We start from the raw sequence: 14,354 nt of genomic DNA, 5'->3' as shown, positions 1-14,354 counted from the left end.
ACAAATGTAACAATTAAAAGTCAAAAAAACCGCTTCGTTAAGAAGCGGTTTTCTATTACCGTACAGTCTTTTCGATATACTCTAGAAGTTAAAACGCATACTCACATTCCATGTTCTTCCGTAGCCAAACCTACCTGTATTACTCATATTAACGCCTTTGTAGTTTTCTGATGGATTGGCAGATGCCGCTTCATTTCCGTTTACTGATTCCAAATACACTTCATCAAAAACATTGTTAACGTTAACCCTGAATTGTAATGAGTTTTGCTTATTGTCTCCTACAAGCATTTTATAGCTCAAACCAACATCAACGGTATCATAAGAAGGTAGCTCTAAAGTCGGTTCTTCCAAAGACCCTGTAGAGAAGAAATCATCATACATGTTCCATGCTCCGTCAACACTAAATCTTGGTAAAATTTCGTAATTGGCATTTACACCAGCTGTAAACTGGGCAGCACCACCAACGTTAAATCCATCTATTTCAACTGCTGTAGCCGACCCTATTTCGTCTCCATCCTGATCAAAAGATCTTTGGCTCGCATCTCCTTTAAATGTCCAATCACCAATTGAAACAAATCCATTCAATCTTAATTGATCACATGGTCTGGTAAACACTTCCAATTCTACCCCCATGTGCACCTGTTTAACGCCCTGTGTTTGGAAACCAATATAATCATCATCTTGTTCGCCATTGTCGCTTAAAAGGGTTCTATTGTCCCAAGTAGTATGATATACATTAAGGTTTGCCGAGAAAGCTTGACCTCCTAATTGGTAACCTGCTTCAAAACCAGTGATTTTTTCATTCTCAACCTCTGGCATTAAATACTCATTGCTTCCTCGGTTATTTCTAAAAAGCACATCGTGGAATGGCTGACGAGAATAATATCCAGCATTAGCAAATATTTTATGGTTTTCAGCCAAAGTATAGGCCAATCCTGTTTTTAAATTAAATCCGGGATTGTTTACTTTATCCGATTCTTCGGAAACACCTTCCTGTTGTACATTTAAAAACTCGGTTCTAACATGAGACTGTGTTGACACAGCTCCTTGAAAGAAGGCAGAAAGATTGTCGTTAGAATACTCTAATTGTCCAAATATACCGGCATAGTTAATTTGCTCTTCGTAGTCGTAACCAAATCTTTGCGAGTGATCTGTGTTGGGATTAAAGAATACAGTCCAAGGATTTATGCCCCCTTCTCTTGTTAATTCATAATCTCCGTTGTAACCAGAGGATGCGCTTACTGATTCTAACATGATAAGCTCTCTTACATCTCTAAAATGGATTCCATTATAAAAACGAGCATCAGCACCAACGTTGAAGTTTAAATTTTCAGACAATTCGTTGTTATAGTTTGCCACCAAACCGTACCAGTTATGGTTGTTGTTGGATCCTCTAGCGTAAAGCACATTTCCACTTGAGGCAATAGATTGAGCAAAACTTCCTCTACCCATAGAGCCGTATAATACTGTTGATAAACTGGATTTATCATTTATACTTAAATCCCAAGTTAAGTTTGCTACAGGTTTATGGTAAATGTTTCGACCACCCGGATAAACATTACCTCCTCCGTTTAAAGTATTGGGGCTATTTACACCAGAAAAATTCCATGAGTTGTAGCGCCTTCCATTTTCAACAAAGTCACCAATGCTTCCACTTCCAGCAACGGCATGCCATTGTGGTGCTCCAGTTACAAGGAAGTTCAAAATATTATTGTCGTTTGGCTGATAACCTACAGAAAGGAAATAAGTTTGCCCTTGGCCGTCAGTGTAATCTACATAGCCATCACCTTGCCAATGACCCAACATTGCAGAAAAAGACCAACCTTTTTCGTTAACTCCCGTTGAATAGTAAGCTGTTGTTTTGGTGTAGTTATCGTTGCCTATTAATTGTTGCAAAAATCCGCCTTCTTTTCTATCAATGGTTTTAGTAACAATGTTTACCGTACCACCCACAGATGAAATGGCTAATTTCGAAGCTCCCAGACCTCTCTGCACCTGTACTGCATTGGCAACATCCAAAACACCGCTCCAGTTAGACCAGTACATTTTACCGTCTTCCATACCATTTATAGGCTGTCCGTTAAGTAAAAATGCCGTATTGGTTTGATCGAAACCACGTAAAAACATGGCACCATCTCCAAACCCACCAGCCTTGATATTTTGAACTGAAGGTGTCGATTTTAAGAGTTCTGGCAAATCCCAGTTGGCTGCTTTTTCCCTAATCTCATTCGCTTTAATGGTAGAAACCGCCACAGGAGTTTTTCTATCTTCAGCCAAATCAATAACACCAGAAGCTGTAATTACAATTTCTTCTAAAGAATTATCGGCTGATAAATTTACCGTACCCAAGTTTGTATCTCCATTAAACTTAATGGTTAAAGAACTGTAACCCACGAAGGAAACAACTATCTGTCCCGATGATGCTTGGGTCTGTAAGGTAAAATTTCCATTAAAATCTGTTGTTGTACCATTTGAAGTTCCCTTTTCAACGATATTAGCCCCAGGGAGCGGTGTATTGAGTTCAACATCAATTACAGTACCTGTAATTGTACTTTGTGCCATTAAGACTGTAGAAAATAATAACACTACAGCGCACATTAAAAAATGCGTAGTTCTTTTCATAATTAATTATTTGAAATTAGTCGTCGCTAAAATAAGTAATATTGAAGGATTAACATTAACGCATTGTTAACAAATGCGATATTTGTTTATAAAAAAAGGTGCCAATATTAAATAATTGGCACCCTTTTTAAGTTTTTGTAAAGAATAATTGCAGTATTTAGCGTTTAGCCTTATAATAATTCAATAAATTCTGTGTTGAAGAGTCATGATTACCATCCGCACTATCATTAAATTCCTTTAAAATTTTATTGGCCAATTGCTTGCCAAGTTCCACGCCAAATTGGTCGTAGCTAAAGATATTCCAAATAATTCCCTGCACGAATATTTTGTGTTCGTATATGGCAATCAGTTTTCCTAAACTTTCAGGTGATAGCTTGTTAATGAAAATGGTATTAGTTGGCTTATTGCCTTGGAATACCTTAAACGGTTTTTGGGTTTCATCTGCTCCTTCCTCAATAACTTCAGCTTCGGTTTTACCATTTAGCAAGGCCTCAGTTTGCGCCAAAAAGTTTGACATTAATTTATCTTGATGGTCTTGATTTCCGTGCAACGATTCTGTAAAACCTATAAAATCAGCAGGAATCAATTTAGTGCCTTGGTGTATTAATTGAAAAAAGGCATGTTGTGCATTAGTGCCTGGTTCACCCCAAATTATTGTACCTGTTTGATAGGTTATTGGTTTTCCATTGCGGTCAACACTTTTGCCATTACTCTCCATAATACCTTGCTGCAAATAGGTTGCGAATTGGTTTAAATATTGAGAATACGGTATAATAGCTTCGCTTTCTGCACCAAAAAAGTTATTGTACCAAACGCTTATTAAAGCCAAAACCACTGGGATGTTGGACGCAAAATCCTCTCTTTTAAAATGCTCGTCCATTTTATGTGCTCCGCTCAATAAACTGTCAAAATTTTTGTAACCAACAGCCAAGCTAATGCTCAAACCTACAGCGCTCCAAAGAGAAAAACGACCGCCAACCCAATCCCACATCGGGAAAATGTTATTCTCATCAATACCAAAGGCCTTTACATTTTTGATATTTGTAGATACCGCCACAAAGTGTTTTGCAATGGCTGCCTCATCGGCCGATTTCAAAAACCATTCTTTAATGGTATTGGCATTTGATAGCGTTTCTTGGGTGGTGAATGTTTTAGAAACAATAACAAACAAGGTTGTTTCTGGGTTAAGCTTTTTAATTACTTCGTTAACGTGGTCGCCGTCCACATTGCTCACAAAATGCGTGGTTAATTGATTTTTATAAAATTGTAAGGCATCAACTACCATGGCTGGCCCCAAATCTGAACCGCCTATACCAATATTAACTACATCAGTAAATGCTTTTCCTGTGCAACCTTTTCTTTCACCATTTACAACTTCATTAGTAAAAAGCTCAATCTTTTGTTTAACTTCATAAACCTCTGGCATCACGTTAACACCATCGACCATAAAAGTAGCTGATTTGGGCGCCCGTAAAGCTGCATGCAACACGGCCCTACCTTCAGTTTGGTTTATAATTTCACCTGAAAACTGACTCGCAATAGCGTCTTTTAATTTTACCTCATTGGCCAGCTCCAATAAATATTTTAGTGTTTCGTCGGTAATTCTGTTTTTAGAAAAATCTACATAAAAGTCTTCCCATTTAATTGTGAAGTTGTCTGCACGATTTGCATCTTTTGCGAATAAATCTTTCATGTGAACATCTTTAGTGCTCTTAAAATGCTCCTGAAGTTTTTTCCAAGCGCTCGTGGTTGTCGGATTAATAGTTGGTAGTGCCATATTATGAATTTGCTTGAGTGAATACTGGCTGGTTTTGTTGCTCTTCATCCAGAATTTCTGGTTTGAAATTCACATTATCCAGTTCGTACTTTATTGGTTTGATAAAATCTAAGAACTTTTCTTTTAAACTATCTGAAATGGGTTTTGCCTCGGGTAATTTCTGCTTGAAAGGATCGACTTGTTGGCCATTTTTCCAGAAACGGTAACAGACATGTGGTCCACCGGTATTACCCGTCATACCAACCCATCCTATAACATCGCCTTGCTTTACAAAATCGCCTACTTTGGCTTTACGTCTGCTCATATGTAAATACTGCGTTTCGTATGTGGCGTTATGCCTAATTTTCACATAGTTACCATTGCCGCCACGTCTTGCCGATTCTGTTACTGTACCGTTGGCGGTTGCCATAATTGGTGTCCCAATTGGTGCGGCAAAATCAGTTCCTTTATGTGGGCGAAGTTGAAAATTGTATACCGCTATCCGACGTTTTAAGTTATATCGGGACGATATGCGACTAAACTTAACAGGAGCCTTTAAAAAGGCACGACGTAAATTTTTGGCTTCATCGTTAAAATAATCTACAATACCTTTAACTGTATCAGTTTGAAATCTGAATGCGTAAAATGGCTCATTGTTATGCTCAAAATACGCAGCCTTTACATTGTGCACACCAACATAAATGCTATCGTCAATATATTTATCGGTGTAAATAACTTTAAAGCGATCTCCTTTTTGAAGACGTCTAAAATCAATGGTCCAAGCATAAATCTCATCGGCCATAATATAGGCCAATCTTGGACTTAATCCTTGTTTGTCCAAAGTCTCTGAAATATTATTCGTGATAACGCCCGTTGCTGTCTTTTCAACGTACTTAATAGGTTTTCGTTCCGTATAGGCATGTATGGAATCTTGAAAATTTACAACCACATACTCTTCCAAATTGGGCTGATAAATAAAACATTGGGCAGTTTCCAAAGAATCCTTGGCGCATAAAAGCGTGTAGGGTTTTCCTTTTTGAAAAAAACGAGCAATATTATACGTCTCCTTTGTTTTTTCGGCTATGTGAAAAATTTTCGGGTAACCAATGTTGTTACGCTCTAAAATTTGTCCAAAACTTTCGCCTGCTTTTACGGTGTCCCTTTTTACAACGTAGTCGTTTAAATTAAAACCAAACTCTATCGATTCCATTGGTTCTTCAACAACCGCTAGTTCTTCTCGTGTTTCAAGTGGTTTTTGTTCTTCTTTACAGCTAGCAAAACTTATTACCGCTAGCAGCATCATTAAATATCTGTTCCCCACGTTTCCTTTTCGTTCTCTGTCCATAAATCTGGAAAAAATATTCTTTTTTGATATTTTGGATGCATATACTTCACCCACTCACTTCCTCCTGTGGCTTCTGCAGTTTGCCCTCCAATATTTAAATAATGATTTGCTGTATGGTAGTGTGCCATGACCCACTTAATATTTACTGTGTAGTCGTAATGGCGCATGGCCTTTACCAAATCTTTATTAGCTCGTGAAGCTTCGGGCAAAGCCTTAAATTTTGTCCACAAGTTATTATACTGATAAAATTTGGTAAATCTAATAAATTCCTCTTTATATCTATCTTCAAATGCCGATAAAGTATAGGTTTTTTTGCCTGTTTTGTAATCCTTGCCAGCGGCTTGCCAATAGAGGTGTTCAAAAGCATTTTCGTATGAAGAATTCCTATCAATAGTATCTCTAAATCGTTTATCTATAAGATTGATAAGTTCTGTTGAAGAAAATTCAATTTTTCTGTATTGGGCGCTTTGAAAACCACTTGCCGGAATTAAGGTTGTTCTGAACTTGTTGTACTGGTCTATGTCCATGCCGTCCTTCATGATACTGAATGAAGACGTTAGAACATCAAAATATCTACTAATGCGCATTATTTTATCAGTAAAAACCTCGGTACTGATTTGATCTGATTTTGCGACTTGCTCAATCTCACTCAAAATCATTTTAAACAATAATTCAGAGATCTGATGGTACATGATAAACACTTTCTCATCAGGAAAAACGGTGCGCTGCACCTGAAGATTAAGCAAAGCATCGGTTTGAATATAGTCCCAATAATTAATAGGTTTGCTATGCAGCAAACCTTCTAGATGAGCCTCAACATCTTGGTCAATGGCATCATATTTTTCTTTTAGTTTTTTGTTTAGGTCGGCACTCAAAATATTCTATCTCTTCGGCTTTACAACAATTCTGAAAGGATGCTTAAGCCCCTTAAAAGCTTCGAGGTCTGCCCTTAGAGACCCCACGGCCAGATCTGCCTTTATGCGTAAAGGCATTTTATTTTTATCTTTTGACACCCATAAGGTTAAACTTTCTTCCTCTTTAAAAACGCGACCCGCCATAACATACGGCCTAAATTTTAAAGATTCTATTTCGCCAAAATCTGTGTCAATTATTTCTTCACCAAGATACTGCAACTTAAACCCATAATTTTCTCCGTCAAAAAACATATCAACCTGCAACTCATCGCCTATTTTAAGTTTTTCTATGTTTAAATTATTACGCAAATAATAATAGGTTGACACCATATCCTGAATATTGGGTTTGGTATCGATAACTTTTCTGGTGTTGTGCTTTTTATCGTTTACGTGAGCCTTGTTGTTTATATGGTCAAAATCAATCTCCAAATCTTTAGTATACCCACCTTCATCAATGTTTCTAATGAACTTATAAGGCTGAATGGTTTCCTTATCGAAATAGCTTTCATAACGGTCCTTCACCTTAAAAAACCATTTAATCATACCTGTGGTCCAACCTTTTCCCACCACATGGTATACTTCTTTATCATTTAATTTGGTCTCTCTTACGTTGAGCGTGGCATTACCAGCCTTAAGCCAATTACTGTAGCTCATTCTAAACTTGAACCATTCTCCATCGCCAAATGCAGATTTTGATTGGGCCAATGTAACTTGAACCGACAAAACCGTTATTAGAATAAGTAGTGTTTTTTTCATCTTATTTGGGTCATTGAAAATGTAACTTCTACGCGTCACATTTATTGTTCAAGTAAGAAATTACAATTACTGTTCCAAAAATATAAATTTTATTCAAACGTGTTGGATTTATACTGTTATAGTTATGTTAGAGTTTAAAGGCTTCAATTGTTCCTCATGGCCAACATTATTGGGAGTAACTAGCTATGTTCATTGTAACAAAAGTTACAATGAAACAAATGAAGTAGTTGTACTTTGATCAATTAATTATTCACCCCATCAATAAACAACTTTGAAAAGAAGCGAATTTATCAAAAAAACAACTTTGGGTTCCTTTGCTGCAATCATAGGAACTGAACTTGTTTTTGGTTCTAAAATACTTAAAGGTTATACCCCTTTAGCCATGCAAGAACCAGACCCGTTCAAATTATTCAACAAAAATCCTGAAATGGTTGTTCTTAATGACAAGCCTTGGAATATTGAGGCACAAGCGCATTTGTTAGATGACAAAATAACCCCTAACTCTTGTATGTTCATAAGAAATAATGGTTTAATTCCTGAGGATATTGACCCCAAAACATGGATGCTTACCATTGATGGTGAATCAGTTATAAAAGAGAAAACATATACGCTCGCTGAATTAAAATCTAAATTCAAGCATCACACCTATCAACTAACTATAGAATGTGGCGGTAACGGACGGAATGAATTTGACCCACCTGCAAAAGGAAACCAATGGACCGTTGGCGGAGTGCACTGTGCCTCATGGACAGGTGTTCGCTTACGGGATGTTCTTGAAAATGCAGGGATTAAAACTAACGCAGTATATATAGGATATCATGCTGCTGATTTGCATTTGAGTAGAGACCCAAATAAGGAGCCGATTTCTCGAGGGTGTCCTTTGGAAAAAGCACTTCAAGACGAAACCATTTTAGCGTTTCAAATGAATGGCGAAGATATCCCATTAGCTCATGGCTATCCGTTACGTTTGGTTGCTGGGGGGTGGCCTGCTTCTGTTTCCGGAAAATGGCTCAACCGAATTAGCATTAGGAACAAAGTTCATGACGGCGAAAAAATGACCGGTTCGTCATATCGAGTTCCTTGTAAGCCTATTGCTCCAGGCGATAAGGTAAAAGATGAAGATATGTGCATAATTGAATCAATGCCCGTTAAATCGTTAATTACCTATCCAAAAACAGGAGCTATAATAAGCAAAGGAAAAGCCCTTAACATTAGAGGGCACGCCTGGGCTGGTGAACTTGAAGTAGTAAAAATGGAATACTCGATAGACTTTGGATCTACATGGACGACATGTCCTGTTGAAAAACCAGCAAACCGATTGGCTTGGCAACACTTTAATGCTTCCATAAACTTTCCAAAAGAAGGGTATTACGAAATATGGGCAAGAGCCACAAACACTAATGGAATAGCCCAGCCTATGCTATTGCCAGGCTGGAACCCAAAAGGGTATTTAAATAATGCGTGCCATAGAATAGCCATAAAAGTTAAGTAAATGACAAAAGAAGAAGCATTCAGGAAAAAAGTCATGAAAGTGTACCGGGCCATAGCACTACTTTTTGGCTTGTTTATTATTACTGGTGCAGGATTAGTTTACTATACCATTAATCCAGGATTCTTTAATTTTAAATCGGATTCCGAAAATGTTGTGGCAGTTGTAGAAGAAGTTGATGAAGACCGTATTGAAAATGGCATACACGTAAGAACAGGTTTATTAGATGCCGAAGGATTGATGACCGTGGTAAATAATTGTACCTTTTGTCATTCTTCTAAATTAATCACCCAAAACAGAATGAATACAGAACGCTGGAACGCTACAATAAAATGGATGCAGGAAACCCAAAATCTATGGGATTTAGGCAAAAACCAAGAAGTAATTGTCAATTATCTCGTTACTAATTATCCGCCACAAAAAAAGGGAAGAAGGATGGTTTTAAACAATATTGATTGGTATGAATTAGAGAATTAAAATTAAACAAAATATAGTATAACAACAATTAAAATAATTATGGAAAAGTATTTAGACGCCTTTATTAATGCCTTTCAAGGCACCTTAACGTGGACATGGAAATCCATTATTTTTGAAGTTCCTTGGTACACCAATTATTTTTGGGGACTTATAGCCATTTCGCTCTTTGTGTGGATTTTGGAAATCATTTTTCCTTGGCGAAAAGACCAATCAATTTTCAGACGCGATTTTTGGCTTGACGCTTTCTACATGTTCTTTAATTTTTTCATCTTCTCAATAGTAATTAGCGGCGTTTATAAAATAATTGGCTTGCTGTTTGGGGAGATAAACTTAACGGCAAAAAGTTTAGCGTTAATTGAAATGTCTGGATGGGCACCTTGGGCACAACTTTTGGTCTTCTTTATTATTCTTGACTTTGTTCAATGGTTTACGCATGTTTTATTGCACAAATATTCATTTTTATGGAAATTTCACAAAGTACACCACAGCGTTAAGGAAATGGGGTTTGCTGCCCATTTAAGGTACCATTGGATGGAAAATGTTTTATACAAACCCTTAAAAACTTTTGGCGTTATGATTATTGGCGGCTTCGAACCAGAGCAGGCATATATCATTCACTTTATTACCATTGCCATTGGTCATTTCAACCACTCTAATATTAAAATAACTTGGGGCCCATTGAAGTATATTTTTAACAACCCTGTAATGCATTTATACCATCATGCTTATACCTTGCCAAAAGGAAAATATGGTGTAAACTATGGGATTAGCTTAAGCCTTTGGGACTATATTTTTAAAACCAATTATATTCCTGAAGATAGTGGCACCATTGAAATTGGCTTTAAAGGTGATGATAAATTTCCTCACGATTTTATAGGCCAAAATACTTATGGCTTTAAAAAAGGGCAGAAATAATACGTCCAAAAAAAATCCCTTTTATCTTCGTAAAAGGGATTTTTTTAAAGCATTTTTAGCGTATTCAACTCCTGTTCGGTTAGGTGTTTCCAATGCCCACGTGGAATATCCTTTTTGGTTAAATGACCTATGGCCACACAATCTATACTAACCACATCATATTTAAGATGGTCAAAAATTGTGCGGATAATGGTATTTCCTGTATTCTTAATTTTTAATCCTATTTCACGTTTTGGTGCACCATCAATATAGCTTACTTCTTCAACTTCAATTAAATTTCCATCAACTCGAAATCCGTTTTGGATTGCTTTTAAGTCTTCCAACTTCAAGTTTTTATCCAACTCAATATGGAACAATCGAGGCACCCCTTTGTTGGAGTTCGTGAATTTTTTAGCAATCGAATCGTCATTGGTGAAAAGCAACAATCCTTTTGAATTTCTTCCCAAGCGGCCAACGGGCTTTATTTTAGCGTTTGTAGCATTAGCCACTAAATCCATTACCGTCCTACCTTTACCTTCGCTTGTTGTAGTGGCAAAACCTTTGGGTTTATTCAATAACACGTAAACTTTTTTCTCTGGATTAATTCTGGCGCCATCGTAACGCACCTCATCTCCTGGCTTTACTTTATAGCCCATTTCGGTAACAACTTTTCCGTTTACGGAAACCAAGCCTGTAGCTATATGCACATCGGCTTCCCGACGTGAACACATTCCCGAATTGGCAACATATTTGTTCAATCTAATCTCTCCCGAATTGTCTTGAGCCTTTGGCGCAGTTGTTTTTTTTATTGGAGCATTTCCTCGGGAATAACTCGTAAAACGCTTGTTTCCACTACCACGCCCTGAGGGCTTTCCATTTCCTTTGCTCCCTTGATGTCTGTTCATTGTTTTAAATTTTATGCAAAGATATACTTAATATTGTGATTGCTATTTTATGATTGACCTTTTGTTTACTATGCTTGAATTATAGGTCTTTTTACTGCCGCAGCATAAGCTCATTTTACACTGATAAATAAGGGAATAACAGTCGAAACTATTCTCATATGCGGTTTAAAACCACACTTACTTTTATAAGTACAATTGAGAACACACCCGTTACAATAATAAACTTTAAGATATTGTGCAAAATTAAATAATGGATTTTGGTCTTTGACCTCCAGAGAATGACCAGAAAAACAAATAACAAAACAATACTTAAATAAAAATACACATACATATACCCGATTTCAAAACGATATAAGAGAAGAAAAGTTGGAATCAGTGTTAGAACGGACAGTGCAGTGAGCATTATTTTTGAGGCTTTTTCTCCATAAACCACAGGGATAGTTTTATAATCTTGTGCCAAATCCCCTTTAATGTTTTCTAAATCTTTCGTCAGCTCACGCATAGATATGAACAAAAACAAAAACATGGCATGCACAAAAATGACGGTTTCGAAATTTTTATAGTACATGAAAATAGCAAAAAATGGCGTAATTGTCAAAATTGCCGAAACCAAATTACCAATGAATGGTAGTTTTTTAAGCTTGTGTGAGTAAAACCAAATGCCAAAAATGTAAATAGCGAAGAAAATTACGGCCCTAAATGACACATAACTTGCCATGACCACCGCCATAAAATTTAGCACAAAATAAAATGACAGCTTCGTGTTTTGGCTTACTAACCTGTCCAACCTGGATTTAATGGGACGATTGATTAAATCCTTCTCAGAATCGTAAAAACTGTTGATAATATAGCCTCCAGCTATAGTGGCTGCCGATGCTAAAACCAACATGAGCAGATTAACATCAAAAAGCACATGCCTTAAAGGTTTATCGTGTGCCATAATGTAAATGGATGCTAAATATTGCGCAATAACTATAACAAGAACATTATAGCCACGTACAACCGAAAACATGCTGAAAAATTTAAGAAGGATGTGTTTCTGTTTTCTGGATAGCATCTGAAAAAATTGAAGAAATCCTAAATCTCTTTCAGGATAGCAGTAAAGATAACTGAAATTTAGAAGTTATAAACTACTTCCAATTTATGAGTGGCAAGAGATTTTTTCACCTTTTCAATATCCTCGGTGAACCCAAGAATATAACCCCCTCCACCTGAGCCACATAATTTCAAGTAATACTCATTGGTCTCAATGCCTTTTTTCCAAAGTTCATGAAACTCTTGCGGAATCATAGGTTTAAAATGATTCAGAACCACTTTAGACAACCGTTTTGTGTTCTTGAACAGCGATTTTATATCTCCTTTCAAGAAATCGTCCACACAGGCATCAGTATGTTTTATAAATTGGTTTTTAAGCATTTTTCGGAAACCTTCTTGTTTCATGTTTTCCATAAACAAGCTTACCATCGGAGCCGTTTCGCCAATTACCCCACTATCCAATAAAAATACCGCACCCTTCCCTTCACTTTGCTGGGCAGGAATACCAGTGGCCTCAATGTTATCTTTGGAGTTTATTAAAATCGGAATACTTAAATAACTATTTAGAGGGTCTAAGCCTGAAGATTTCCCATGGAAAAAAGATTCCATTGCCGAAAAAATAGATTTTAGCTTTAACAGTTTTTCCCTGGTCAAATTTTCAAGAACCGTAATTTTATCAAAGGCATATTTGTCATAAATGGCTGCAACCAAAGCACCACTGCTTCCAACTCCATAGCCTTGTGGAATGGAAGAATCAAAATACATTCCGGCATTTACATCTTTCAAAAGCCTATCCATATCAAAACGCACCAACCTATCATCGATACCCTCGATATAGTTGGCAAATCGTTTTAAACTTTCATTTGATTCAAGGGCAGTAGATGAAGTATTTTCGCCTTTCTTTAAAGCACCGTTGTAAAAGCTATAAGGAATAGATAATCCCTTAGAATCTTTTATAATTCCATACTCACCGAAGAGCAGAATTTTTGAATAAAATAAAGGTCCTTTCATAAAATTAAGCGGTCTAGAGCGCTATGTTTAACAAATATATAAATTTTTTAAACAAAAATATATTAAAGTTATATTTCATTGGCCCCCAAACCAATAACGTCGCAAATATAATGACCATTTTCACAATACGCAACTAATTCATTATTAATGAATTTCAAAACTGTTTCTTTCTCAATTTCGGGGTAAAGCACGTGTACATTGGCACCGGCATCTAAAGTAAAACAAACCTTTGAGCCAGTTTCATTTCTGAACTCCCAAATTTTATTAATGATACTCAAGGTATTGGGCTTCATCAAAATAAAAAAAGGCAAACTGGTCATCATCATAGCATGGAGCGTTAGTGCCTCACTTTCAACAATTTTTATAAAACCATCTAAATCACCATTTTTTAAACTATCAATAAGGTTTTCAAGGTTTTGACCAGCTTGTTTAAATCGTTCTTGGGCAAATGGATGACCGTGCATTAAATTGTGCCCAACAGTGCTGCTCACTTGCTTTTTACCTTTATCCACCAGCAAAATAGTATCTTGATAATTATTGAAATTTTGGTGGACTTCATAAGGATATTTTATACCGAACAAATCATTACTGCCTTCAATTTTATCATGATTTCCCCAAACCACCAAAGATCCTTCAATGCATCTGCAAGCACTTCCAGAGCCCAATCGTGCTAAAAAAGATGCTTTTTGAGTAAAATAAGCTTCAGAAATATTCTTATCCAATAACTTTTCTAAACTCATTAAGCACAATGCCAATGCACTCATTCCTGATGCCGAGGATGCAATTCCTGAACTGTGCGGAAAGGTGTTTGAAGTTTCAATTTTAAAATAATAATCTTTTAAAAACGGCAAATACGCTTCAACCCGTTTGAAAAAAGTTTCAATTTTTGGTTTAAAATCAGCTTTTTTTTCACCATCTAAAAACACGTCAAACGAAAAATCATCGTCATTTTCTTTTTTGGAAAAACTAAGTTTTGTTGTCGTTTTGCACTGATTTAAGGTAAAACTAATTGAAGGGTTTTCAGGAATTTGGTCTTTCTTTTTCCCCCAATATTTTACAAGAGCAATATTGCTTGGCGATTCCCATGTAAAACTTCCACTATCGACTGTGCTTTTATAAGACTGAGGTATAAAACTTGCTTCGTTCATGT

The 14,354-nt window shown here is 36.5% G+C and carries 12 protein-coding genes; 3 read left to right on the top strand and 9 right to left on the bottom strand.

Annotated elements, in window-relative coordinates:
* Positions 1-81 precede the first annotated feature (81 nt).
* From ACB104_RS07330 to ACB104_RS07310, 5 genes are all read right to left on the bottom strand, one after another.
* The gene (locus tag ACB104_RS07330; protein WP_370477633.1) at positions 82-2,622 is read right to left on the bottom strand and encodes a TonB-dependent receptor; all 2,541 of its coding nucleotides are present in this window, start codon (positions 2,620-2,622) and stop codon (positions 82-84) included.
* 157 nt (positions 2,623-2,779) lie between these two features.
* Positions 2,780-4,399: a glucose-6-phosphate isomerase gene (gene pgi / locus ACB104_RS07325; protein ID WP_370478069.1), complete on the bottom strand. Its 1,620-nt coding sequence runs from the start codon at positions 4,397-4,399 to the stop codon at positions 2,780-2,782.
* A gap of 1 nt (position 4,400) precedes the next feature.
* Positions 4,401-5,723: a peptidoglycan DD-metalloendopeptidase family protein gene (locus ACB104_RS07320; protein WP_370477632.1), complete on the bottom strand. Its 1,323-nt coding sequence runs from the start codon at positions 5,721-5,723 to the stop codon at positions 4,401-4,403.
* Positions 5,681-6,598: a tryptophan 2,3-dioxygenase family protein gene (locus ACB104_RS07315; RefSeq protein ID WP_370477631.1), complete on the bottom strand. Its 918-nt coding sequence runs from the start codon at positions 6,596-6,598 to the stop codon at positions 5,681-5,683. The genes ACB104_RS07320 and ACB104_RS07315 overlap by 43 nt, the downstream gene beginning before the upstream one ends.
* A 6-nt stretch (positions 6,599-6,604) precedes the next feature.
* Complete coding sequence (locus tag ACB104_RS07310) at positions 6,605-7,393, bottom strand: DUF3108 domain-containing protein (RefSeq protein ID WP_370477630.1); 789 nt, start codon at positions 7,391-7,393, stop codon at positions 6,605-6,607.
* Positions 7,394-7,664: 271 nt separating this feature from the next.
* Between ACB104_RS07310 and ACB104_RS07305 the strand changes: the two genes are divergently transcribed.
* Genes ACB104_RS07305 through ACB104_RS07295 form a run of 3 tightly spaced genes read left to right on the top strand, consistent with a single transcriptional unit; the run spans position 7,665 to position 10,274 of the window.
* On the top strand, positions 7,665-8,885 hold the full coding sequence (locus tag ACB104_RS07305; protein ID WP_370477629.1) for a sulfite oxidase: 1,221 nt from the start codon (positions 7,665-7,667) through the stop codon (positions 8,883-8,885).
* On the top strand, positions 8,886-9,359 hold the full coding sequence (locus ACB104_RS07300) for a monoheme cytochrome C (protein ID WP_370477628.1): 474 nt from the start codon (positions 8,886-8,888) through the stop codon (positions 9,357-9,359).
* A 39-nt stretch (positions 9,360-9,398) separates the two neighbouring features.
* A complete protein-coding gene (locus tag ACB104_RS07295) occupies positions 9,399-10,274 on the top strand; it encodes a sterol desaturase family protein (RefSeq protein ID WP_370477627.1) in 876 nt (291 codons plus the stop codon).
* A 44-nt stretch (positions 10,275-10,318) separates the two neighbouring features.
* Here the strand turns inward: ACB104_RS07295 and ACB104_RS07290 are convergent, their stop codons facing one another.
* The 4 genes from ACB104_RS07290 to mvaD all read right to left on the bottom strand — a co-directional run bounded on the left by ACB104_RS07290 (position 10,319) and on the right by mvaD (position 14,352).
* Positions 10,319-11,158 (bottom strand): pseudouridine synthase, encoded by an 840-nt coding sequence (locus tag ACB104_RS07290; protein ID WP_370477626.1) that lies wholly within the window; start codon positions 11,156-11,158, stop codon positions 10,319-10,321.
* 154 nt (positions 11,159-11,312) lie between these two features.
* Positions 11,313-12,215, bottom strand: coding sequence for a geranylgeranylglycerol-phosphate geranylgeranyltransferase (locus tag ACB104_RS07285; protein WP_370477625.1), 903 nt, complete (start codon positions 12,213-12,215; stop codon positions 11,313-11,315).
* A gap of 59 nt (positions 12,216-12,274) precedes the next feature.
* Complete coding sequence (locus ACB104_RS07280) at positions 12,275-13,204, bottom strand: mevalonate kinase family protein (RefSeq protein ID WP_370477624.1); 930 nt, start codon at positions 13,202-13,204, stop codon at positions 12,275-12,277.
* 68 nt (positions 13,205-13,272) lie between these two features.
* Positions 13,273-14,352 carry a diphosphomevalonate decarboxylase gene (gene mvaD / locus ACB104_RS07275; protein WP_370477623.1) on the bottom strand — a complete coding sequence of 360 codons (1,080 nt, stop codon included), beginning with the start codon at positions 14,350-14,352 and terminating at the stop codon, positions 13,273-13,275.
* Positions 14,353-14,354: the final 2 nt, after the last annotated feature.

The sequence above is a fragment of the Tamlana flava genome (assembly GCF_041287255.1).
GTDB classification, from domain to species: Bacteria; Bacteroidota; Bacteroidia; order Flavobacteriales; family Flavobacteriaceae; genus Tamlana; species Tamlana flava.
This window is presented reverse-complemented; position numbering and strand designations above follow the sequence as displayed.